The organism is Candidatus Poriferisocius sp., assembly GCF_965202595.1.
In the GTDB taxonomy this organism is placed as follows: domain Bacteria; phylum Actinomycetota; class Acidimicrobiia; order Acidimicrobiales; family Bin134; genus Poriferisocius.
Genome location: NZ_OZ241836.1, coordinates 2,391,443 through 2,414,087, shown reverse-complemented (window position 1 = coordinate 2,414,087; position 22,645 = coordinate 2,391,443). Strand labels below are relative to the sequence as shown.

Genomic DNA, 22,645 nt, shown 5'->3' with positions numbered 1-22,645 from the left:
AGTGCCGCGCCGTCCCTTCACACCACGTAGTTCCCCAGCGCCATGAGTCCCCTGATGCCAAGTAGTCTCTCAGCGCCATGAGTTTCTCAATGCCCCTCAGCGCCATGAGTCCCCTGATGCCAAGTAGTCCTTCAGCGCCGCTCAGCGACTCCGATGAGTACCTCCATAGGCCGCCGCCGTCCGGCGGTGCCCTGTGGAGCGACAACTTCTGGTTCTCGGTTTGCGACCGGGATGCCGATGTCTTCGGTATCAACCATATTCATGCCAGCTTGTCGCACGGCTACCTGCGGGCCAGCGCGTTCTACGTCATCGACGGTATGGCGGTGCAGTGGGCCTCCCGCCAACCACTCGAGGCCGATCCGATGTTCTCGGTGTTGGGCGATGGCCGGCTGTCGTATTCCGTTGAGAAGCCGTTTGCCCGCTATCGCTGGCAGCTCGATGCCCCCCGCTTCGGCTTTGATCTGACCTTCGACGACCGTTTCGGCGTGTTCGATTACAACCACTGCCTGGGCGGGAACCCGCTGGGGGCCTACGAGGGCTACGGCGGTCACTACGAGCAGGCGCTGGTGTGCCGGGGTGAGCTGGAAACCCGGGGTGGTCCGCGGGCCGGGGAGCGCCGTCCGGTGGCGTGCTGGTCACACCGGGACCACTCCTGGACCCACCGTTTCGAGCGTCCCGGTCCCTGGGATGTGCGTCACCGCCGCACCCAGGCCGAGTCGTGGGGGCATTTCTGGCCATCGGTGCAACTCGCCGACCGCCACCTCAACTCCTTCGGATGGATGAGCCCCACCCAGCCGCTGCCCGATGGTACCCCCGCGGTGGGGGGCTGGATCGGCGATGCCGGTGGCACCCGGCCGCTGCGGTCGGCCACCTGCGTGCCCCGCCTGGAGGAGGACCAGCGCACGGCCATGGCCTTCGACATGACCTTCGAGACCACCAGCGGCGAGGTGCTCACCGTTCGCACCGGTCGCAAGCATGCCCACACGCGCAACGGGCTGATGCGCGACGAGAACGATGCCGAGGTCAGACTCGATTGCCACGAGCCGTTCTTCGATTTCGAGGTGGTGGAGACCGGCGAGCGAGGCTACGGAGTGGTGGAGTACTCGATCCACCCGCCCTGGCCCCGCTACCGGTATTGATGTGCCCGATACCGATGTGAAATGGGGCATCCTGTGATGGAGCGCATTCTGTGAAATGGGGTATCCATCTGCCCCAGCTCGGTCGGGCCGCCTCGCTGGATCTGCTGGTGGAGGTGGCCCGGCGGGCCGAGGCCGGGGGGTTCCAAGATGTTTGGGTAGCCGACCATGTGGCCGTGCCCGTTGACTTGGAGGGCATGCCTTCGTTCTTCCCCGAGCCGGTTCCGCTGCTGGCTGCGGTGGCGGCCCACACCCAGCGGGTGGGTCTGGGCACGTCGGTGCTGGTTCCGGCGTACCGGAACCCGATGCATTTCGCCAAGCAGTGGGCCACGCTCGACTGGCTGGCACCGGGCCGCACCATTTTGGGGGTGGGTGCCGGATGGCTGGAGGCGGAGTTCGAGGCCTGCGGCGTGCCCATGATCCGCCGGGCCCCGCGGCTTGACGACTACCTGGACGGGTGGCGGGCGGCCTGGTCGGGGGCCACCGAGTACCGCAGCGAGCACTTCAGCTTCACCGGGGTTCGGATCAACCCCCGGCCCGCGGTGCCCGTACCCATCTGGATCGGCGGATCGTCACCCGGGGCGCTCCGCCGGGCCGCCCGGTGCGACGGCTGGATGGGCACGTGGGCCCCGCCCGGGGTGTTCGCCGATCGCCTGGAGATGCTGCGGGCCGAGCAGCGCCGCCTCGGCCGCTTCCCCGGCGAAACCACCATCTCCATCCATATGGAGCTTCGCCTGGGTGAAGAATTGAGCACCGCCGGTCGCTGGTCGGTGGTGGGCGACGGTTACGGCGATCGCGAGATGGTGGTGGGCGACGTTGACCACATGGCCGAGGTGCTATCCCCCTACATCAACACCGGACTGGAGCACGTGCTTTTGGTACCCCTGGCCCGCTCCGCCGACGAATGGCTTCACCACGTGGATACCCTGCCCACCTTGTTCACCTGACCTCCGCTCGTTCACCTGCCCACCTTGTTCACCTGCCCTCCGCTCGGGCAAGCGCACCCACCTGAAGGATCACCAGCTCCGGTGAAGGCCAACTACTCGGTGCAGGAGCGGCGCTGGTGGAGGGCTTGCTCCACTTGGGGAGCTCTGCCTTTGAGGTAGGCAAGCACCTCATCCTTGGAGCCGTCGAAGAGGGGATCGGCATCTCGGGCGGAGGGGAACAAGAGCCTGAAAACGATCTGGTTCATACCGGTCTCAGCGGCTGGGCGCGGCCTGGGCTGTTGCCTCTTTCTCCAGGAGCTGTTTTACAGCCTCCTCCACGCTTTCGGGGCAGCCTGGTATGCCGGTTTGGGCTACTAAAGCTTCGATTGGAATCGCATGGGGGTAACGCAATGGTTGACCTACCACCTCGGTCACCCTACTTATGGGTTGTGACGGTTGCGTCTTGAAGCCATGCATTCCACCAGTACTTATGGGTTGTGACGGTTGCGTCTTGAAGCCATGCAGTCCTTCGAGTAACCACCCCGTCAGTCATTGGTTGTGGTTCGGTTGAGCAGCAAATGGGCGGCTTGGGGGCAGGGCATGCCGATCTCGATGCCGCTGGCTACCGCTAGGGTGTTGGCGGCGGAGATGATGCCGTCGTGGTAGTGGGACAGGCCGCTGCCCATGCGGGCTCGGCGGGCATCCACGGTGGCCCCGGCCAGGCCGTCGGTTTCCACGATGTACAGGCCGGCCAGGCCCGAGTCCTCCAAGCCCCGGCCACCGTCGGAGCATATGAACCCGAACGGTGCGATCCGGCGGAGGTAAGGCACCGCGGAGCGGCCGGTGTGACCGGCGGTGACCAGCACGTTGCGACCCGTGTCCTCGCTGGTGCCGAACGCTATGGAGTCGGCCGCCACCACGCAGCGCCCGTCGGGGGTGGTTTCCATCACCGTGCGGTTGGTTATCTCGGCCGCCCCCGCTGCGATCGGGTCGTTATCCAGCAGCGCTTGGGCTGCCTCCCGTACCGCCATGCCCGCGGTCACCCCGCAGTCGAGGGCCGGCTGGTTGGCGAAGCTGATCACCCCGTTCTCGAACAGGTGCACTCCGTCGCCCAGGTGGGCGGTCATCACATCGGCGGCCGCAGCGGGCACCCCCAGCGCCTCCAGGTACCAAAGTCCGGCAATGGCTGAGCCCTCCGGTCCCACCCCGCAGTCCATTCCGATGGCGGCCCGGGGCCGGTGTTCGGCAATGAACCGGGCGGGCAGCACCCCGCAGTAGGACGAGTTGACACACACGTCCCGCCCCCGGTTGGTCGCGTCCACGTCGTAGGCCGAGTCCATGCACATCACCCGCCCCCGCCCTGTGGCCAGCACCTCGGTCTGCTTGCTGGTGCTCGTGCTCATCGGGCAGCTCGCGGATTGGTGGTTGGGGGGTTTGTGCCGGTTCGGGGGCCGGTGCTCGTGCTCATCGGGTTGTTCCTGGGTTGGTGGTTGGGGGGTTTGTGCCGGTTCGGGGATCCGTGTTCCGTTTCATCGGGCAGCTCGCGGGGGGAACTGCGGGCGGCGCTTTTCCATGAATGCGGTGGCTCCCTCGATCATGTCGGGCGACCCTATTGCTTGAGCCAGCATCCCCAGTCCCGAGGCCATGTTGTCGCGAAGCTGGTTCCAGTACACGTTGGAGCTGATCTTGGCGGCCTCCAGGTAGCGGGGACTCATGGCCAGAAGCTCGTCGCACCATCGCTGGACCTCGGCCTCCAGCTCGTCGTCGGGCACCACCGCGTTGATCCAGCCCATGTCATGGGCCTGCTGGGCGGTGTAGCGGCGGCACAAGAAAGCTACCTCCTTGGCCCGTTTCTCCCCGATGGTCATGGCCAGCAGGTTGGTGCCCCCCAGCACCGGGGCGCTGCCCACCTTGACCCCGGTCTGGCCCAACTCGGCCGAGGCGGCGGCGATGGCGAAGTCGCAGGCCACCACCAGCTCGTTGCCCCCTCCGAACGCCGGGCCGTTCACGGCGGCTATCACCGGCATGGGGGCGTTGCGGATGGCATCGAACAACTCCAGCGAGCCGTAGAACATACCTCGCAGCTCGTAGAAGTCGGCCTCGGCCAGGTTGGCCAGGTATCCACCGGCGCAGAACGCCCGCCCCTGCCCGGTGATCACCACCACACCGGCATCCATGTGCTCTCGAAATGCGGTGATGATCTCATCGATGGTGTTGCGGTCGTAGGAGTTGAGGCGCTCGGGCCGGTTCAGCCTTATCCATACGATGCGGTCTTTCCTATCGACGATGATGTCGTTCACGGCATCCATAAGATGCGGCCTTTTCTTTCGAATATGACGTTGTTCACGGTGGTCTTCCTTTCACGCAGCGCGTACTGTCCGGCATCGTATGGCCTTTGAGCTCGACCCCGACATGTTGGCCATCCAGCAGGAGGCCCAGGAGGTGGCCCGCCGGGTGAGGCCGTTCGCCGCGGAGGCCGACGAATCCAGCCATGTTCATCAACCCACCCTCGAAGTGTTGCGGGCCAGTGACCTGTGCTCGCTGATGGTGCCCGCCGCCCACGGTGGTCGCCACGAGCGGGTGGACCCGCTGGCGGTGTGCGTGGTTCGGGAGGTCCTGATGCGGGCCTCCTCGCATCTCGACTCGCTGTTCGCCCTTCAGGGCATCGGCAGCTACGCCATCGCTCTGGCCGGCACCGGCGAGCAGCGCCGGCACTGGTTGCCCCGAGTGGCCACCGCCGATGTGCTGGCCGCTCTGGCCCTCACCGAGCCGGTGGCCGGGTCCGACCTCCGGGCGATTCGAACCACGCTGGTCGACCATGGCACCGAGCTGGAGCTGAACGGGGTCAAGTCATTCATCTCCAACGGGGGTGCGGCCGGCTTTTACACCACCATGGCCCGGGAGGGCGACCGCTTCTCGTTGGTGCTGGTGCCCGCCGATGCCCCGGGGGTGGCAGTCGAGCCCTCCCCACGGATAATCGCCCCTCACGTACTGGGTGAAGTGACCTTCGACCGGGTGCGCCTGCCCGCCTCGGCCTGCCTCGGTGAGCCCGGCACCGGGTTTCGTCATGTACTGGCTACCCTGTCGGTGTTCCGCATATCGGTGGCCGGAGCCGCGGTCGGGCTCATGGACGGGGCCTTGACCTGTGCCGCCGATCACGCCGCCACCCGCGAGCAGTTCGGTCGCCCCCTGGTGCGGCTGGGGCCGGTGGCCGGGCTCCTGGCCGACTCCTGGGCCGAGTTGGAGGCCACCCGTTTGCTGGCCTACGCCACCGCCGAGGCGGCCCGCCAAGACCCCTCGGCCCATCTGGATCGATCCTCGCTGGCCAAGCTGGCCGCCACCGAAGCGGCCAGCCGGGTGGTGGACCGATGCGTGCAGGTCATGGGGCGGTGGGGTTTGGTGCAGGGCTCCGACATTGAGCGCTACTACCGCCAGGCCCGACCCATGAGGATTTACGAGGGGGCTTCCGAGGTGCTTCGCCTGGGTATCGCCAATCGCCTGTGCCAAGACGTCACCGCCTCGCAGGCCAACGAGTAGGGGGTGGCGGCGATGGAACTGGGATTGGACGAGTAGGGGGCGGTGGCGATGGAACTGGGATTGGACGAGTAGGGGGCGGTGGCGATGGAACTGGGATTGGACAACCATGTGGCGGTGGTAACCGGGGCCAGCCGGGGTTTGGGGGAAGCCGCAGTGCGGGCACTGGTGGCCGAAGGAGCCTGCGTGGTGGCTGCGGCCCGCTCGGTTGATGCTCTCGAGGCGCTGGCCGGCGAGCTGGGCGACGCAGTGGCCGCGGTGCCGTGCGACATGCGTGACCGGACCGGGGTTGCCGGCCTGGTGGACGAGGCGATCAGCCGGTTCGGCCGCCTCGACTCGGTGGTCAACAACGCGGGTATTGCCCCGGCATCAACGTTCGTCAGCCAGCCCGATGAGGTGCTGGACGAGGTTCTGGCGGTCAACCTGGCCGCGCCCGCAGCCCTGGCCCGTCGAGCCGCTCACCATTGGATCGGCACCGGCAGTCCCGGTTCGGTCATCAATGTGGCCTCCACCTCCGGGCTCAGGGGCAAACCTCTGCTGGCCGCCTACTCGGCATCCAAGGGGGGCCTGCTGCGGTTGACCGAGGCCCTGGCCGGGGAGTGGGCCCGGCACCGTATCCGGGTAAACGTGATCGCCCCCGGAGCGTTCGAGACTGCGGCCCAGTCCGCGGTGCTGGATGACCCCGACACCTTGTCCGCCCGGCTGCGCCGGATTCCCGTGCGCCGCATGGGGTTGCCCGATGAGATCGGGCCGCTGGTTTGTTACCTAGCATCGGGACTGTCCGCATTCGTAACCGGATCGTGTGTTGTGATCGACGGCGGAGAAGTGTCCAAACTGTGAGCAAACCCGAGAGGAAGCCATGACCCTGCAAGCCCCATCCAGGAACAAGCCATGACCCTGCAAGCCCCATCCAACCAAGCCTCATCCCCTCAAAGCATGGCCAAAAACGCCGTGCATCACGAGCTGGCCAGCTCCGCTCTGTCGGGTGGTGAGCTGGCCGCCGTGTCCCCCAAGTTTGCCGAGGGTTACGCCCGCATACGCGACGTGACCGACCGCGATGGGGCCTGCCCGGCCTGGGCCAAGGCGCTGTACATGGCCTGCGCAGCCACCGTGCGGGGTCAGCACGAGCTGGCCCGGCGGGAGCTGGCCCGGTCCCGCGACCTGGGGTTGACCCTGAGCGATGCCCGGGGCGCATCGCTGGCGGTGCTCATCTCCCGGGGGGAGGCCACTTACGATGCGTTTGCCCGGGCCGTCGACCAGGTGTTCGACCAGACGGTGGGTCATGGGAGCGAACCGATTCCCGAGTACTCGCTGGATCGGCAAGCTGCGCTGGAATACTTCGAGAGCTACTTCGGGTTCGTGCCCGATTATGTGGAGCTGATGGCGAACGACGCTCCCCGGGCATTGGAGGGGTACGTGCTCATGCGGCAGTGGTCGCTGGCCGAGAACATGCTCGAAGCCAAGCACGTGGAGCTGTTGCTGTGCACAATAAACGCCGCTGAGTTCTCCAGTCGTTTCGTGAACGTGCACGCCAACGGTGCCCGCAAGGCCGGGGCCAGCGAGGCCGAGATTACCGAGGCGGTGGTGTGTGCCATTCCCATATCGGGCGTGGCCTCCTGGCTTCCCGGTGCCGACGGGATCATGGAGGGCCGTTGACGCTGTCCCCCACCAGCAGGGTTTGAGGCTGTGGCCGGTTTGGTTGCGGTGACTTTCGGCCTGTTGCCCGCAGCCTGGTCGGACGAAGAGGGTTTGAGGCTGTGGCCGGGCTGATTGATGTTCACGCCCACATCGTGCTGGAGGGCACGATGTGGGCAGCCGGGCCGTGCGGTCCCGAGATCGGTTCCCACGACGACGGCACCCCCTGGTTCCGGGTGGGCGGTTACCGGCTCGACGGGGTGGCCTACCGGGGGTCGTTGTTCATCGAGTTGGGACTGCGTTTGGAGGCGATGGACTCCCAGGGCATCTCGGTGCAGGCCCTGTCACCCAACCCGCTCACCTACCTGCACTTCGTCGAACCGCGTCTGGCCATCGACTTCTGCCGCCGCCACAACGACGATCTGGCTGCCGCAGTGGCTGCCCACCCCGACCGGTTCGTCGGGCTGGCGGCGTTGCCCATGCAGGATATTGATGCCGCCTGCGCCGAACTGCGCCGGGCGGTTCGGGAGCTGGGCCTGCTGGGGGGTTACACCGGCACCGACTTCGGCACCCCGCTGGACGATCCCGCCCTCGATCAGCTCTGGTCGTTGTGCACCGAGTTGGATGTGCCCCACTTCCTGCACCCCACCCAGTCGGGAATCGACGGCCCGTTGCTCGACCCCCGGCTCCGTCGCTGGGACCTCGACTTGGTGTTGGAGTACTCCTACGAGGAGGCGGTGGCGGTGGCCACCCTGGTGTTCGGCGGGGTCACCGAGCGCCACCGCGACCTGGATCTGTGCATATCCCACGGTGGGGGTACCACCCCCATGGTTTTGTCAAAGCTCCGCAAGCTGGCCGAGCGCCGCCCTGCCACCCCCGAGTGGATCAAGGAGCCGGGGGCCTTCGATCGAGCCCTTGGCCGCCTCTGGTTCGACTGCCACGTCACCGGTGGGGCCGAGTTGGCCCTGGCGCTGGAGCAGTACGGCACCGACCGCTTGGTGTACGGCACCAACTTCGGTGGCTGGGATCGGGGCACCGGCCCCGCAGTGGATGGTCTGGCCGGCATCCTCAACGCCAACGCCACCCGCCTACTGAGGCTCTGAATGTATTGGACCAGCCGGTCTACTGGTTTTGACGGCTTGCCCAGCGGGTCTGGCAGGCGGTTTCCACTTCGGGGTTGCCGTCCAGAAATGTCTGCTCCAGCAGGCGGTGGGCGATGCGCCATCCGTCGGGGGTGCGCACCATCTGGTCGATGTACTTGCCGCCGACTATGAAGGTGTCGCCGCCGGGGGTGCCGGCGACATACTTGGTGGCGATGAAGTAGCAGCCTGCCACCGCCTTGTCGCCGTCCACATCGGCCCAGTGGCAGCCGTTGAGGTGCTGGCTGGCATCCGCCGGTTCCAGGGAGGATGCACACTTGGCCACGATGGCCGCCAGTCCCTCGAAGCGCTCGCCCCTGTAGTCGGCCACGGCATCAGCCAGGAACACCTCGGCCAGCGCGTCCCAGCGGTGGCTGTCCAGTGACCACGCGTAGCGGATCTGGATGTGGCGGATGGCATCTCGGTCCAGCAGGTTCCGGAGGCGACCCACATCCAGGGTCATGAGGTCTTCTGATCGGGTATTCATAGGCCACCCAGGTTACGGTGCTGCCCACTGGACATTCATGAGAACTCATTCATTGAGATAGGAGGTTGGTATGAGCGGGCGACTGGCAGGCCGGGTGGCGGCCATCACCGGGGCATCCAGCGGCATCGGTCGGGCCGCAGCCGAGCGGTTCGTCGAGGAGGGGGCCGAGGTGGTCCTGGGCGACATCCAGGATGATGCCGGCCGGGCGCTGGCCGAGTCGCTGGGCGACGGCGCGGTGTTCGCCCGTTGCGACGTGACCTCCGAGGACGATGTGGCCGGGTTGGTGGACACCGCGGTGGACCGGTTCGGCCATCTCGACATCATGTACAACAACGCCGGCATAGTCGGCGCGGTGGGCCCCATCGACACCACCCCGACCGATGAGTGGCACGCCAGCATCGACATCCTTCTACATGGGGTGTTCTACGGGGTCAAGCACGCCGCCCGGGTGATGAAGCCTCGGATGGTGGGGTCGATCATTTCCATGGCCAGCACCGCCGGGGTGATGGGCGGCCTCGGGCCCCACGCCTATGCCACCGCCAAACACGCCGTGGTGGGGCTGACCAAGAACGCGGCGGCCGAGCTGTGCCGCTTCGGTATCCGGGTGAACTGCATCGCCCCCGCCTCGGTGCTGACCCCCATGGTGGCCTTCGCCCACACCGGCGACCACACCAACATGGACGGTGCCCGGGCCGAACTGGCCGCCAATTCCCCCCTGATCGGCCGCCCCGGCCTGGCTACCGACGTGGCCAACGCCGCCCTGTGGCTGGCCTCCGAGGAATCGGGCTACACCAGCGGCCACTGCCTCACCACCGATGCCGGCTACACCACCGGAGCCCGCCCCGATGCCCCCGGCTTCGCCGACTACGCCCCCATGATCCGCGAGGCCGGCCGCATAGGTTTGTAGGCACCGTGTGCTTGCTCAGCAGTTTGGCTCCCGCAATCCCGAGCAAAAATTGTGGGACATGGGGATCCAGTGGGTGGTAGGTTGAGTAACCAAGCAACCAGTTGGAGGGATACATGGGCTGCCTGCACCCGCTATTGACACCCCAAGCCAATTCACAGGGCATTCCAAGCACGAGAGCCGTTCGCCCCCATTGAGGCAATTGTGACCTTCAGCCTCTACAGTGATGAAGAACTCACCAGTTTCCGCTTGATTCCAAAGTGGGTAACCAACCCAGGTGCTCGCTGGGTCGAAAAGCCAGGCCATCGCCAGCGTACCTATAAGGTTGCTGGTGATGGCGGTAGCAACTTTGAGGTGTTCCAGCGGGAGAGCCTTAAGGACAGCAAAGACTTCTCTTGTGGAATAGCTTACCTTCCGGTGGCTGATGGCACTCGGATAACATTGGCTCGATATAATGGCCCGAGCCACAGGCATGGGGACATCAAATACCAATCACATATTCATAAAGCTACTGCTAAAGCTATAGCAGCAGGCAAAAAACCCGAGTTTGAAGCTATTGAGACTGACCGATTTACCACGCTAGAAGGCGCTTTTCGCTGTTTGATTGAAGATTTTGAACTTAGGGGGATAGATCCACCTGTAGGGGAAAAGATGAGGCTCTTCTAATGGCTTTCGATATAGAATCATTGAGGGCACTGCTTTGTGAGCGCCTATGTGAAGACATCGAAGTTGAGCGTCGCCCGGACGGGGAACTTATGCTACGGACGCATTTCACTTTTCCTGACGGTGACAGCTTCCCATTTCACCTGGCCGAGGCACCTGCTGGCGGTTTCCGTCTGTCAGATGACGGACATACGCTAATGCATATTAGCTATGAGCATGATATTGATTCATTTCTTACTGGAAAGCGATGGATTCTACTTGAGCAAGTCATCGGAGAAAATCAAATCTGCTACGATGGCGGAGTGTTTTATATTGATACCTCTGCGGAACGGCTCCCTGAATCTATTTTTAATTTTGGACAAGCTCTAACTAGGATATATGATCTAACATTTCTATCTCGTACTAATGTAGGTTCCACTTTTTATGATGACCTGGCTACTACTTTAGAAAGTCTTGTGGGTGAGAGTAAAATATATCGTGATTACATTCCAGATGTTCCAAATGCCGAAGCTTATTCTGTTGACTACAGGATTGAGGGAAAAAATAACATTCCTCTTTTTGTATATGGGATCCTCAATCGTGACAAGGCACATCTTGCAACAATAAAACTGGCTCATTTTCATCGACATAATTTAGAATTTGAGTCGATAATAGTTTTTCGTGATTTAGCAGAGATACAAGGGCTTGACATTGCAAGGCTTTCCGATGTAGGTGGAGAAATGATTTCGTCTCTTGATTCAAAAACATATCTCAGTCGCAAACTTGAGAAAAGAGTGGCTTAGGAGCACTTGCTACCGTTCGCCTGCTGGTAGTGGCTATGAAGGGCAAGCCGTTTGCTCGGTACTTTTCCCGTAGTGATCACATGACCCGGTTACAGTGTCGGGCGTGAGCGACGGCAGCGGCGGTGATCTGTTCATTGTCGACAACAGCGTGTCGGGGTGGACGGGGCTGGAGTATCTGCGGCAGTGGAGCGACTTGGCCCGTTCGTTCGACATAGCAACCGGCTTCTTCGAGATCGGCGCGCTGCTGGCTCTCGACGGCAAGTGGCAGCAGTTGGACAAGATCCGGCTTCTGATGGGTGATGAGGTGTCGCTGCGCACCCTCAAGGCCTTTGAGAAAGCCTTGGCCAAGAGGGTGGATCACTTTGCCAACAGCTTGGAGAGGGAGAAGGAGCAGAACCCCTTTCTGGAGGGGGTGGAGGCAGTTGTGGAGGCCATTGCGGCGGGGAAAATCGAGTGCCGGGTCTACAGAAGGGACAAGTTTCACGCCAAGGCCTACATAACTCACGCCAAGTTCGATGTCGTGGGTGCTCAGGCGCTGGTAGGGTCGAGCAACTTCACCCGAGCGGGCCTCACCAAGAACATCGAGTTGAACATTCAGGTTCAGAGCGGCCGGGAGGTCACACAACTCCAGGACTGGTTTGAGGCCCACTGGGTCGAAGCTGAGGATGTGACCGCAGAAATCCTGCACACTGTCACCCGCCACACCGCCGAGTTCACGCCGTTTGATGTGTACGCCAAGGCTCTGTACGAACTGTTTAGGGGTCGAGAACTCACCGCCGGGGAATGGGACCAAACCCGGTCAAGGATGTTCCCCCAGCTCGACCGCTACCAGCAGGAGGCGTACGGGTCGCTGATGAAGATCGCCCGCCGGCACGGTGGTGCGTTCCTATGCGACGGGGTGGGATTGGGCAAGACCTTTGTGGGGTTGATGCTGATCGAACGGCTGGTGCTGCACGAGAACAAGCGGGTGGTGTTGTTCGCCCCCAAGGCGGCACGCAAGGGGGTGTGGGATCCGCACCTGCGGGAGTGGCTGCCCCATATTGGGGGAGTAGGCGGTGGAGAGGACTTCTCCAGCCTCAGCGTGTTCAACCATACCGATCTGAGCCGAGGCAAGGAGTTCCCGGAGAGGTTCAAGCGAATTACCGAACTGGCCGACGCGGTGATAGTCGATGAGGCCCATCACTTCCGCAACCGGGGCAGTCAAGGTTCCCGGCACATGGCGGCAGATACCGAAGGCGTTCAAGATGGCCGGTCTCGCTATTGGCGTCTCTACGACATGCTGGATGAGGCTCAACGCTCCAAGTTGGTGTTCTTGCTCACCGCCACCCCGATCAACAACAGGTTGGCCGACTTTCGCCACATGGCCGAACTTTTCACCCGCGGCGAAGAGGCTTACTTCGCCGGCAGCCTCGGGGTGAACAATCTGTCGGCACACTTCAACCAGAAGGAACACGCCCTTCGGGAATACCTAGCTGAAAGCAGAACCGGATCTGCGGATATGGCAACGGGTCTGGTCGATGGGATGACACCTGAGGCTCAAGAGGCCCTGGCGGATGATGTGGTGTTCGGGGCTCTGGTGGTGCAGCGCAGCCGGTCCTACGCCAGGGCCAGCCAGATGCAGGAAATCGGCCAATCAGCAGCGTTCCCCCAGCGGGAGCGCCCCCAGGTGGCCGATTACACCATTCGCAAACAGTATCAGCGGGTACTGGACATGTTCGAAGAGGCCTGCAACCGCGAGCATCCGTTGTTTTCGCTGGCCATCTACTACCCGCTGGCGCATTACACCGGTTCCGAAGAAGTCGATGCTTTCGAGAAAAATCGCCAGCGACAGGTAGTGGGCCTGATTCGAACCATGTTTCTCAAGCGGTTTGAGAGCTCGGTGTATGCGTTCGAGAAGTCACTCGACCGGTTGATGCGCAAGCTACTTGCTTTCGTGAGAGCCAACAGCGAACCGGGTGCTGAGCTTGACCGGTATAACCACTGGCGGCAACAGCATAAAAAAATCGTCAACTACCGGCCCGAGACACAGCTAAGCCTGGCCCTTGGCGATATGGAGGACGAGGAAAACGAGGACGATGCCGACGCAGACGAGGATGTGATCCCACCCGAAATGCTTGAGGCGGTCGAGGTCTTGCCCCGCAACGAGTACGACCTGGAAACCATATTGGAGCAGACCTTTGATGACCTCGATGAGATCGCCAAGTTTCTGGAGGTCACCCGCCGTCTCACTCCCACCCAGGACGACAAGGTGCAAAAGCTCGTCAGGTTACTGCGATCCAACCAGCTTGCGGGGCTCAAGGTGTTAGTTTTCACGGAGTTTGCCGACACTGCTCGCTATGTGGAGAATGAACTCAAAGCCGCCGAAATTGAAGGCTTGGAACGCATAGACAGTGGCTCAACGCTCAATCGGACCGAGGCAATTCGCCGGTTCTCACCCTACTACAACGGATCCAGTACTGCCGAGCTTGCCCGTGCTGGTCAAACCGAGATCCAGGTGCTGGTATCCACCGACGTGCTTTCGGAAGGACTCAATCTTCAGGATGCCACTCGGCTCATAAACTACGATTTGCACTGGAACCCCGTGAGGCTCATGCAGCGCATCGGCCGGGTTGATCGGCGCATGAACTCCGAAATCGAAGCTCGCTTGGTTACCGACCATCCCGAAGCCGCCAAGGATCGGGGGGCTGTCCGCTTCTGGAACTTTTTGCCCCCGGACGAACTCGAACGTATCCTGAACCTCTACGAGCGGGTGAGCGGTAAGACGCTTCTGATCTCCGAGACGCTCGGTATCGAGGGCCGTAAGTTGCTGCACCCTGACGACGACTACGATGAGCTACGAGAGTTCAACGCAAAGTATGAGGGTAAGCGTTCTGCGATTGAGGAGATGCAGTTGGAGTATCAGGCACTGCTCAAGGCCCACCCCGGCCTCTCCGAGCGTCTCGAAGGTTTCCCCGGCTCGGTCTTCTCGGGTAGTCGCAAGCTCAGCAAGGGTACCCGCGGCGTGTTCTTCTGCTACTCCCTGCCGGCTATGGACACCTCGGTGGGGGAGTTCACCCTGGAAGCCGGCCCCACTCGCTGGTACCTCTACGACCTCACCAACGACACCATCGCTGACTCCCCGGGAGAGATAGCCGACAGCATCCGCTCCAACCCCAACACTCCCCGCCGGTGCACGATGTCGCGGTCCACTCTCAAGGAAGTTCGCAAGAAGGTGCTCCATCATGTGCGTAACACCTATCTGAAGCAGGTACAAGCCCCAGGGGATGCCCCTAAACCGAAGTTACATTGCTGGATGGAGCTCAACTGATGGCAGATCATGTGGCTACCGAGAGCCCCGAAGAGGCACTGCGACGCATTCGCAAGTTCACACAGGTTTTCAGTTATCTGGTGGATGATCTCGGCTGGCCAGCAGAACGGGACGATTTGCTGGATGATGAAGATCTTGCATCTGTCATCTACGAATGGGAGACAGGCCAACTTGGTATCCCAAAGGATCAGGTGCGAGACCTCAGGCGGTTCCAGCAGTTGCGGCCCATTACCACTGGTCAGCCGTGGGGTGTGTTCTTTTTAGAATTTGCAGGTTCCAGGCTCCCTAGAACCCAGGTGCGCCGCCTGTTGCAGGCTCTCGTGCGCCGCAAACGTTCTTCCACCGCTACCCACCCTACGTGGAGTCTGGATGATTTGCTCTTTGTGATTCTTACCGGCAGTGATGACCCAGTTGAGCTCCACTTGCTGGCGTTTAGTGGCGATAATCATGCTATCGCAGAGTTCCGCACGCTCTCCTGGTGTCCGACTCATTCACCCCACAGGCACCTCAGACGCCTTCACGAAGAGCTACTACCACATCTGACCTGGCCAAACGATGAGAGGGATGTCGAGAATTGGCGACAGCAGTGGCGCAAAGCATTCAAACTTCGACCTGGGCAGCCCATCACTGATGCGAAAAGACTTGTTGAGCGCATGGCTGACACGGCCCGCGACCTTCGGGATCAGATTCGCTGTGTTCTCATAGCCGAAGAACGGGGGGGGGGGGGGCATTTGCCGAACTTATGGGAGAGGTACGCACCCAGCTCGTAAGCGATGTGAATACCGAGAGCTTTGCCAACATGTGTGCTCAGACTCTGGTTTATGGGATGCTCAGCAGCCGGGTGACCAACCCCGAGGATTTTGGTGCCAGCCCCATCTTCTCCACGGTTCCGCTTGCCAACCCGTTTTTGGAGGCGTTTTTTGAGCAGGTTCACGACCAGGTCGAAGCCCATGAGCTAACCGGAAGCGACTTGTCTCAGCTTGTGGCCGACCTGCGCGAGACCAACGTTGAGGCAATCCTCGATCAAATTGGCAGCACTGCCAAGGGCGGTGATCCGGTCATTCACTTTTATGAGGATTTCCTCAAGAAGTATGATCCCAAAGAACGCCTCAATGCCGGTGCCTTCTATACCCCGCAGCCCGCGGTCGAGTTCATCGTGCGGGCGGTTGACGAGGTGCTACGGACTCGGTTCAACCTGGAGATGGGCATAGCCGATGCCTCCACCTGGCAACAGGTGGCCGAACGAAACGGCTTTGAGGTACCCGAAGGCATTGATCCCGCCAAGCCTTTCGTGTCAATGATCGACCCCGCCACCGGCACGGGCACGTTCCTAGTGGAGTGGTTGAAGCGGGCCAAGAAGTCCTACACCGGCGATGACTGGCCGGCACATCTCAAGAACCATGTGATTAAATCGATGCACGCCTTTGAGCTGATGCTCGCTCCTTACGCCATTGCCCACCTCAAGGTTGCCCTAGAACTGCACGACTCCGGTGCCAGCAGTGTTGAGACCCAGATTTTGCTCACTGACACGCTTGATCACGCACCCAAGCAAGGCCAGCTAGGCATCGACTCCAATCCCGTCGCCCTAGAGGGCCAGCGAGCCGCCAACCTCAAGGAATCGGAGCGGTTCACAGTGGTAATTGGCAACCCTCCCTACGATCGGGAACAGCGAGCTATTGATGAAACCGGTAGGCGTAAAGGCGGAGTAGTACGACATGGAGTGCCCGGTATACCGCCGTTACTTGAAGCAGTTATCAAGCCGATGAAAGAGGCTGGCCTTGGTCGCCATCTCAAAAATATTTACAATGACTATATATATTTCTGGCGCTGGGCCCTGTGGCAGGCCACCGAGTTACATCCGGGTCCTGGTGTAGTTGCCTTTATCACCGCGTCGTCATATGTAGAGGGAGTCTCTTTCGGTGGTTTGCGCCACCTCCTCCGAGACAGGTTTGACGAGCTATGGATAATCGATCTAGGTGGTGAGGGTCGTGGGGCTTATATAGATGACAACATCTTTGACATTAAAACCCCGGTAACGATCGGTTTAGGAATCCGAACTGGGAAGGAACAAAACAAGGATTGCCAGGTGAGGTATCTCAGGGTGTCCGACTTTCGGGCTGATAAACTTCAGCGCCTGTACAAGCTCAGCCTTGAAGAAGTAACTGATGCAGTATCTGGTTCAGGGCTGGACAATTTCACTCCCCTTATCGAAAGTGAGTACTATAGTTGGCCTGATATTACCGACTTATTGCCATGGATACGTTCTGGCTGCAAGGTTGGGAGAACATGGCCTATAGCAGAGAATGTGGCCAGTTTAGAACTTCGACAGCAAGAATTGGTATCGGAAGCTAAAGGGCAACGATATAAGCTATTTGTTGATAGGCCAACCGGCCGACGTTCAACTAGTTACCTTGATCCTTTGCTAACTTTTGGCCCTAAACTCACCCCAGTAGAAAACTTGGAATCTACTCAATTTTTTGAAGGTATAGTACGATATGGATATAGGAGCTTTGACCGGCAATGGCTGATTGCTGACAACCGTCTCTGCGATGCCCCAGGCCCTTACCTTTGGCATGTCCGAGGCTCTAGGCAGGTGTACTTGACTACCCTTACCTCCACAAAACTCGGTCAAGGTCCAGTACTAACTGCTACTCCCTATGTACCTGACCTTCATCATTTCAGTGGTCGAGGTGCCAGGGACACCATACCTCTATATCGCGACACAGCCGCGACAATTCCCAATATAACCCAGGGACTGCTCCCCGCTCTCAGCCGGATACTTGGTACCGAGGTGGCTGCCGAGGATCTGCTGGCTTATGTCTACGGCCTCGGGGCCACCCCAGCGTTCAGCGACAAATTCGGTGAGCGCCTGGCCGAGGCAACTGGTCCGGTTCGTATCCCGATCACTCGTGACCCCGAACTCTTTGCCGAAGCGGTGGCCCTCGGTCGCGATCTGCTGTGGTGGCACACATGGGGAGAGCGCTTCGCTCCGCCTGGCCACCGGGAGCTTCCGCCCGGCAGCGCCAAGCAAGTGCATCCAGTGGTCGAAATGCCCGATAGATATGACTACGACCCCGCCACTCGAACCTTGACGGTCGGCTCAGGTACCTTTGCCCCTGTTGCACCGGAGGTTTGGGACTTCGAGGTTTCCGGCCACGAAGTGCTCAAGTCCTGGCTCGGCTACCGGATGCGAGTCCGCAAGGGCAGAAAGTCCAGCCCTCTCGACGACATCCGCCCCACCCACTGGACTCAGACCGAGGAACTCCTCCTGGTTCTGTCAATCATTGAGCACACCGTCGAGGTCACCCCGAAAGCCGCCGACCTGCTGGAGCGGATCACTGCTGGCCCGCTGATCCCCGCCTCAGACCTCCCAACCCCCACCGAGGCCGACCGCAAACCCCCCAAGAAGCTGGGCACCGTTCTCGATACAGCCATTTGAAAGATAATAATATCTTTTGGAATAATAGGCTTAGGGTGGCTATTGGTAGCCAAGTTGTGTCAATCGAATGGGATAGCAGTGATGGCCTCGGGTTTGGTCTTCGGCTCGGCTGAACCTTGCTCTACTCAGGCTCTCCTCTCTTGGTGTCATCTGCTTCTCCATCAGTATTTTCCCTGTTCAACCTAGGTATAGATAAGTGTAGCCGACCGGCACGGGGCTATCTCAGAGGTTGGGGGTAGTATGCTGAGTTCAAGGTTTGCTGTCCCAGGAACATTTGAAAGATATTAATATCTTTCAAATAAATAGGCTTAAAATGGCTGTTGATAGTCAAGTTACGTTAATCGAATGGGTAGTAGCGGCGGGCTCGGGTCTGGCCTTCGGCTCGGGCTGCACCTTCTTGTACCAGACCGTTCAGCAGGCTGCGAGTTGTTGCCATCGACTCATCAAGGAGCTTGGTGCCTTCAGCAGTCGAGATGCTTCCCCGCCGATGGATCTCCTCAATTAACATCTGCTGCTTGCGGGTCTGGGCCGCGATACCAGTTGCCCCCACACGTAACCTCATCTCGAGGGATAGTTCGTAGCGGGAGCCTCCTCGCTTGCCTGTGCGTACAAGAAGTCCCTTGGTTACGGCAACGTCAAGAATGCCGCCGGCATCCGACTCTGGACGTATCTGTCGCAAACGGCGCGGGGTAACGGTCATCTCGTTTTGAGCTAGGAACACAGCAAGGCGTTCGTCGGCACTCAACTGCTCAGTTCCCAGCATTGCCAGCCAAACCTGATCCTCCACCGATGCGATCGACCTGTTGAGCAGGGTGACCGTCACCGAGTCGGTGGTGACATTGAAGATTGGCGGCTCCATGAGGCGAACCTCCATCTCCTGGTGCATCCGGTCCACGCCTTCGCCGTACTCCTCTACAAGTCCCATTGTCTTCAACACTCGCATGATCTTGGGGTTGCGGCTGTAGTGCTCGACGCGCATGTTGTCCACGGTTATGTGCCCGGGCAACGGGCCGGGGCTTTGTACCTCGATGCGATTATCCCAGACCGTGATGTCGATGGTCGTTCCCACCAGCCCGTAGTCGCGGTGGGCCAGAGCATTGAGAATTGCCTCGCGCGGTACGGCTTCGGGGTACTCAGAAATTGTCTCGCGCTTGCGACGTACTACTATCTCGAACTGCCTGGTGTGCCGGGTAATGAAGTCCAAACAGCAGTCCAGGACCCTGCTCAGTGGCCCCGTACACTCCTCCACCCACCGATGCCCCCACCCCCCGGGGTGGGGGCATGTCCAGGACCCTGCTCAGTGGCCCCGTACACTCCTCCCTTGCGGAGGTAGGGCCGGGACCGGGGCCGATTCCGGGACGGCGAATGAGTTGCACCCGAGCACCTGGAATTTGCTGTTCGGGCTTTTTGCCGAACAACACCAGTGCTGCCGCGATTACTCCCGGGGTTGACGGGTCCTGGGATCGCTCGGCCACGTTGAAATCCACCAGTGCCCTGACAATGCTTTCATGGTCGTCCTCGATTGGCGGCCTTCCATCGGCGAGCAGGGCTTCGTTCAATACGTCCAGGTGGATAGAAGCGGGATCGAACCGGCTGGCTTCGTTGATGGGCTGAGCCTCTGGTCATGGCCATCGCCGGGATCGTCTCGCGGATGCGCAAAGATCACCCTGTATGCTCTTGACACCGCAGGCCCCATGTGCTAGTAGAACTTGTAGCACCCGAAGTTTTAGGGTGAGCTAACGGGAACTTTAGCTTAGATGCCAGAGTTCCCCCTGATGCCAATGGGAGGCCACCGATGGTAGGCAGGACAGATATCAGCACAAGGGTACTACCCCCCCCCCCCCCCGTTCTGATGACTGGGCGGTGCTGGGCCGGCCAAGTTGCAGGTAGGGGTCGCCACTCGGTTCTCGCAGTCGTTGCGACGGTAGCGCTGATCGCGGTTCTGCTGCCTCAGCCGGTGCAGGCTCAGGTCGGTGTGGCAGCGCCTGACAGGCCCGAGAACCTCCGAGGTGAGCCGGCGCTCAATTCGGTAATCCTGTCATGGGATGATCCCGGAGACGAATCGATCACGAAGTACCAGATGCGGCAGCGCCGGAACGGGAAGCGCTGGGACAAATGGACCGATATTCCTAACTCCAGCGCTACCACCACTACTTACACAGTAATTTTGCCTGCCACAAATACTCGAACAGGTAAAATTGATAACAGGGGTTATCAATTTCGGATACGCGCCGTGAACGATGGAGGCAAGAGCCGCAAGTCAAATACCATAGCCACTTCGCCACTTAGGGCTAATCCCACAACCACGGAGCCGGAATCGGTTCAGCAAGAAACTACCCCCCCAGTTCCGTCTAAGCCTGGGAAGCCGAAAAACTTCCAAATCACGCCCATCAATAACAATGAGACGTTTGTGCTGTCTTGGGATAGTCCTGGAGATGATTCAATCACCAAGTATCAACTGAGGCAACGTCGAACCGGACGCCGATGGGGTCAATGGACCGATATTGAGAGCTCCGACGCTTCCACAATCCGACACACAGTGACTGGTATGACTATCGGTTATACACGTTCCAGTGGGATAGATCGTAGGTCGCATCAATTCGAACTACGCGCAGTGAACGATACGGGCTATGGTCCTGTCGCATTTGCATTCGCTCCACCTAAAGTGTCATAACCAACTCAGAATCTGTGGGGTTTGATGGGTGCAAGCCCGGATATTTCGATAAAATAGATAGCCTCAAGGTGTTTATGAATTATGTACATAGTCGCAGCAAGCCTCAACTGATGACTTGAAGCGGTTGTAGGAGTTACTCTGGCCTGATGGCAGCGAACCCCCTTGGATTGCTGCTGCTACCCTTTCAGCAACTTTTGAGGAGTCCGCCTCGGTATAGGCATCTCTTTTGGTGTTACGTCCTGTGCGCTGGATTAGCTCATGTTTGGGGTTGGAGATCATATCTACATTTCCAGGTTGTTTTTTGAGAGTGTCGGACCATGATTGTTTCAACTTTTCGGTAGCAGTGGGGAACAATAACCACCACGCTTCTATCTCCTCTACAGGTACGATTGCGTGTGCCTGATCTATGCCAGCTTTACGTAAATTTGCCTGCAATTGCTGCTCAACTTCACCTTGCAGATCAGGGGTGTCAGCGTCTCTATGCACGAAAACGCAGACAACTTGTTCTTCATAGGCATCAACAGCGCTACGAAGTTGATCCATCCAAGCCTTTACTTTGGACTGTGACGCATTCCGATTCAATGATATGGGCCTTGGTCGTGAGCGTACTTTGTCTTTCAAGGGTGGACATAGCACCCTGATCAAATGTGCTATGGCTTTGGCATCATGAAGACTCTCACCAAAGACCAGCACTATGAAACGATCCTGTTTAGAAGCTTTAGCTTTCATGTGTCGTTGTCGGGTACACCACCCAATGCACCAGCAAACCAAAGTTCGCCGAGTGGGAGAGATGACTTTTCTTGAGCTGAAGCTAGGGTGGCGCTGTTCTTGTAGGGAATTATGGAGGCACTCGTTTTGGGGTCACGGTTGCAGATCACTAGCTCGGAGGGTTCAAGCCGATTTACTAGGGTAGGTGAGTGGGTTGTAATGAGAATTTGAGTGTTTCTCGACGCAGCCCTCAGACGGTCAACGAGCACATCCAAGGCATATGGGTGTAGTCCGTGGTCTACTTCTTCTATAGCAGTGAAAGGCGGAGGGTTGGGCTCATGAAGTGCGGTGAGGAGTGCTAAAAGGCGGATGGTCCCAAATGAAGCATATGTCAGCTCAATTGGCGAGGTAAGCCCTTTTTCCTTCAGAGCTATGATGACACCCCTACCGGGCCCTCCCACAGGCAAGAATTCGATAGCATCAAGGCCCGGAAGGCAAATTCGCAATTCTTCAACCAAACTGTTAAATGATTCCTCAGCAGTGCTATATAGGTTATACAGGGCTGAGGAAAGATTGTCAGCGTCGTCGGCAATGCTTTCTCGAAATACCAGTCGGGAAGGCCACCGAGCGCTATCTACATTTGGTTCCAGAACGCGAATAGACGATAAGAAATCTGCCAAAGAGCGTATGCCTTCACCGCCTTCTTCATCACTTAGCCGCGGTAGAATTGAAAGTCCAGTTGACTGTTCAGTAGCTAGTTCTCGTTGATCAGTCTCGGTACCAGTAATTTCACCTTCAGGCCGAATCTTGACTTGTCTGCCGCTAACGTTGATGTGGGTATTGATACGTCGTCCACGTCCCTTGGTGCGTTTGAAGGTGAATTCCTCCGAACGTTTGAGAGCACCTTTGGGGGTAGAGTGGAAACTTAGCTTGTACTGGTCAAGGGCTGTATCGCTCGCATGCTCGGTCAACAAGCCACTGACTTCTATCGTAACTTTTTGGTTGCCCACGGAGGAGCGGCGCTTCACATGCTCAAGGCCACCCCATTGTTCTATGGTTGCCGCTAGGTCGAACCTAACGGTGGATGCCAGAAAGCGGAGAAGGTTGAGCACGTTTGTTTTTCCCGATCCGTTTGGCCCTATCATGACAGTTAGTGTGCCCAATGGAATGTCCACTTTTTCCAGCGATCGGAAATTAGAGACCGCAAGTCTTGTCAAACGTGGAGTCACCATGTCCTTAGCATCCTAGTTTTGACTAACCTTAGGCTTTCAACATTATATCTTTTCAACATCATAATATAGTCGCAGCAGG

20 protein-coding genes are annotated in these 22,645 nt (G+C 59.7%); 13 read left to right on the top strand and 7 right to left on the bottom strand.

Annotated elements, in window-relative coordinates:
- Positions 1-77 precede the first annotated feature (77 nt).
- Together ACOGXC_RS10925 and ACOGXC_RS10920 are read left to right on the top strand one after the other, a co-directional pair.
- Complete coding sequence (locus tag ACOGXC_RS10925) at positions 78-1,139, top strand: hypothetical protein (protein ID WP_419918222.1); 1,062 nt, start codon at positions 78-80, stop codon at positions 1,137-1,139.
- 50 nt (positions 1,140-1,189) lie between these two features.
- Positions 1,190-2,083, top strand: coding sequence for a TIGR03619 family F420-dependent LLM class oxidoreductase (locus ACOGXC_RS10920; RefSeq protein ID WP_419918221.1), 894 nt, complete (start codon positions 1,190-1,192; stop codon positions 2,081-2,083).
- Between the two features lie 92 nt (positions 2,084-2,175).
- Here ACOGXC_RS10920 and ACOGXC_RS10915 read toward each other — a convergent pair whose 3' ends face one another.
- The 3 genes from ACOGXC_RS10915 to ACOGXC_RS10905 all read right to left on the bottom strand — a co-directional run bounded on the left by ACOGXC_RS10915 (position 2,176) and on the right by ACOGXC_RS10905 (position 4,371).
- Positions 2,176-2,328, bottom strand: coding sequence for a hypothetical protein (locus tag ACOGXC_RS10915; RefSeq protein WP_419918220.1), 153 nt, complete (start codon positions 2,326-2,328; stop codon positions 2,176-2,178).
- 279 nt (positions 2,329-2,607) lie between these two features.
- Positions 2,608-3,465, bottom strand: coding sequence for a hypothetical protein (locus tag ACOGXC_RS10910; RefSeq protein WP_419918219.1), 858 nt, complete (start codon positions 3,463-3,465; stop codon positions 2,608-2,610).
- A gap of 126 nt (positions 3,466-3,591) precedes the next feature.
- On the bottom strand, positions 3,592-4,371 hold the full coding sequence (locus ACOGXC_RS10905; protein WP_419918218.1) for an enoyl-CoA hydratase/isomerase family protein: 780 nt from the start codon (positions 4,369-4,371) through the stop codon (positions 3,592-3,594).
- 79 nt (positions 4,372-4,450) lie between these two features.
- Between ACOGXC_RS10905 and ACOGXC_RS10900 the strand changes: the two genes are divergently transcribed.
- The 4 genes from ACOGXC_RS10900 to ACOGXC_RS10885 all read left to right on the top strand — a co-directional run bounded on the left by ACOGXC_RS10900 (position 4,451) and on the right by ACOGXC_RS10885 (position 8,334).
- Positions 4,451-5,599, top strand: a complete 1,149-nt coding sequence (locus ACOGXC_RS10900; protein ID WP_419918217.1) for an acyl-CoA dehydrogenase family protein — start codon at positions 4,451-4,453, stop codon at positions 5,597-5,599.
- An 84-nt stretch (positions 5,600-5,683) separates the two neighbouring features.
- Positions 5,684-6,436: an SDR family NAD(P)-dependent oxidoreductase gene (locus ACOGXC_RS10895; RefSeq protein WP_419920064.1), complete on the top strand. Its 753-nt coding sequence runs from the start codon at positions 5,684-5,686 to the stop codon at positions 6,434-6,436.
- Positions 6,437-6,532: 96 nt separating this feature from the next.
- A complete protein-coding gene (locus ACOGXC_RS10890; RefSeq protein ID WP_419918216.1) occupies positions 6,533-7,252 on the top strand; it encodes a carboxymuconolactone decarboxylase family protein in 720 nt (239 codons plus the stop codon).
- Between the two features lie 101 nt (positions 7,253-7,353).
- Positions 7,354-8,334 carry an amidohydrolase family protein gene (locus ACOGXC_RS10885; RefSeq protein ID WP_419918215.1) on the top strand — a complete coding sequence of 327 codons (981 nt, stop codon included), beginning with the start codon at positions 7,354-7,356 and terminating at the stop codon, positions 8,332-8,334.
- A gap of 19 nt (positions 8,335-8,353) precedes the next feature.
- On the opposite strand, the gene ACOGXC_RS10880 is transcribed toward ACOGXC_RS10885, so the two are convergent.
- Positions 8,354-8,857: a nuclear transport factor 2 family protein gene (locus ACOGXC_RS10880; protein WP_419918214.1), complete on the bottom strand. Its 504-nt coding sequence runs from the start codon at positions 8,855-8,857 to the stop codon at positions 8,354-8,356.
- A gap of 70 nt (positions 8,858-8,927) precedes the next feature.
- Between ACOGXC_RS10880 and ACOGXC_RS10875 the strand changes: the two genes are divergently transcribed.
- From ACOGXC_RS10875 to ACOGXC_RS10850, 6 genes are all read left to right on the top strand, one after another.
- Positions 8,928-9,764: an SDR family oxidoreductase gene (locus ACOGXC_RS10875; RefSeq protein WP_419918213.1), complete on the top strand. Its 837-nt coding sequence runs from the start codon at positions 8,928-8,930 to the stop codon at positions 9,762-9,764.
- A gap of 201 nt (positions 9,765-9,965) precedes the next feature.
- The gene (locus ACOGXC_RS10870; RefSeq protein WP_419918212.1) at positions 9,966-10,427 is read left to right on the top strand and encodes a hypothetical protein; all 462 of its coding nucleotides are present in this window, start codon (positions 9,966-9,968) and stop codon (positions 10,425-10,427) included.
- On the top strand, positions 10,427-11,206 hold the full coding sequence (locus tag ACOGXC_RS10865; protein WP_419918211.1) for a DUF1828 domain-containing protein: 780 nt from the start codon (positions 10,427-10,429) through the stop codon (positions 11,204-11,206). Before ACOGXC_RS10870 ends, ACOGXC_RS10865 begins: the two co-directional genes overlap by 1 nt.
- A gap of 103 nt (positions 11,207-11,309) precedes the next feature.
- A complete protein-coding gene (locus ACOGXC_RS10860; RefSeq protein WP_419918210.1) occupies positions 11,310-14,513 on the top strand; it encodes a helicase-related protein in 3,204 nt (1,067 codons plus the stop codon).
- Entirely contained in the window at positions 14,513-15,283 is a 771-nt protein-coding gene (locus tag ACOGXC_RS10855; RefSeq protein ID WP_419918209.1) for a hypothetical protein, read from the top strand. The genes ACOGXC_RS10860 and ACOGXC_RS10855 overlap by 1 nt, the downstream gene beginning before the upstream one ends.
- A 5-nt stretch (positions 15,284-15,288) precedes the next feature.
- Positions 15,289-17,952, top strand: a complete 2,664-nt coding sequence (locus ACOGXC_RS10850; protein ID WP_419918208.1) for a type ISP restriction/modification enzyme — start codon at positions 15,289-15,291, stop codon at positions 17,950-17,952.
- Positions 17,953-18,289: 337 nt separating this feature from the next.
- On the opposite strand, the gene ACOGXC_RS10845 is transcribed toward ACOGXC_RS10850, so the two are convergent.
- A complete protein-coding gene (locus tag ACOGXC_RS10845) occupies positions 18,290-19,201 on the bottom strand; it encodes an ATP-binding protein (protein WP_419918207.1) in 912 nt (303 codons plus the stop codon).
- A 546-nt stretch (positions 19,202-19,747) separates the two neighbouring features.
- Here ACOGXC_RS10845 and ACOGXC_RS10840 point away from each other — a divergent pair.
- Complete coding sequence (locus ACOGXC_RS10840) at positions 19,748-20,626, top strand: fibronectin type III domain-containing protein (protein WP_419918206.1); 879 nt, start codon at positions 19,748-19,750, stop codon at positions 20,624-20,626.
- 72 nt (positions 20,627-20,698) lie between these two features.
- On the opposite strand, the gene ACOGXC_RS10835 is transcribed toward ACOGXC_RS10840, so the two are convergent.
- Positions 20,699-21,169 carry a hypothetical protein gene (locus ACOGXC_RS10835; RefSeq protein ID WP_419918205.1) on the bottom strand — a complete coding sequence of 157 codons (471 nt, stop codon included), beginning with the start codon at positions 21,167-21,169 and terminating at the stop codon, positions 20,699-20,701.
- Between the two features lie 182 nt (positions 21,170-21,351).
- Positions 21,352-22,566 (bottom strand): AAA family ATPase, encoded by a 1,215-nt coding sequence (locus ACOGXC_RS10830; protein ID WP_419918204.1) that lies wholly within the window; start codon positions 22,564-22,566, stop codon positions 21,352-21,354.
- Positions 22,567-22,645 lie beyond the last annotated feature (79 nt).

Coding starts and splice junctions, on each gene's coding strand:
- ACOGXC_RS10925 (WP_419918222.1), top strand. CDS start 78: ATGAGTTTCTCAATGCCCCTCAGCGCCATGAGTCCCCTGATGCCAAGT.
- ACOGXC_RS10915 (WP_419918220.1), bottom strand. CDS start 2,328: ATGAACCAGATCGTTTTCAGGCTCTTGTTCCCCTCCGCCCGAGATGCC.
- ACOGXC_RS10910 (WP_419918219.1), bottom strand. CDS start 3,465: ATGAGCACGAGCACCAGCAAGCAGACCGAGGTGCTGGCCACAGGGCGG.
- ACOGXC_RS10905 (WP_419918218.1), bottom strand. CDS start 4,371: ATGGATGCCGTGAACGACATCATCGTCGATAGGAAAGACCGCATCGTA.
- ACOGXC_RS10900 (WP_419918217.1), top strand. CDS start 4,451: ATGGCCTTTGAGCTCGACCCCGACATGTTGGCCATCCAGCAGGAGGCC.
- ACOGXC_RS10895 (WP_419920064.1), top strand. CDS start 5,684: ATGGAACTGGGATTGGACAACCATGTGGCGGTGGTAACCGGGGCCAGC.
- ACOGXC_RS10890 (WP_419918216.1), top strand. CDS start 6,533: ATGGCCAAAAACGCCGTGCATCACGAGCTGGCCAGCTCCGCTCTGTCG.
- ACOGXC_RS10880 (WP_419918214.1), bottom strand. CDS start 8,857: ATGAATACCCGATCAGAAGACCTCATGACCCTGGATGTGGGTCGCCTC.
- ACOGXC_RS10875 (WP_419918213.1), top strand. CDS start 8,928: ATGAGCGGGCGACTGGCAGGCCGGGTGGCGGCCATCACCGGGGCATCC.
- ACOGXC_RS10865 (WP_419918211.1), top strand. CDS start 10,427: ATGGCTTTCGATATAGAATCATTGAGGGCACTGCTTTGTGAGCGCCTA.
- ACOGXC_RS10855 (WP_419918209.1), top strand. CDS start 14,513: ATGGCAGATCATGTGGCTACCGAGAGCCCCGAAGAGGCACTGCGACGC.
- ACOGXC_RS10840 (WP_419918206.1), top strand. CDS start 19,748: ATGGTAGGCAGGACAGATATCAGCACAAGGGTACTACCCCCCCCCCCC.
- ACOGXC_RS10835 (WP_419918205.1), bottom strand. CDS start 21,169: ATGGATCAACTTCGTAGCGCTGTTGATGCCTATGAAGAACAAGTTGTC.
- ACOGXC_RS10830 (WP_419918204.1), bottom strand. CDS start 22,566: ATGGTGACTCCACGTTTGACAAGACTTGCGGTCTCTAATTTCCGATCG.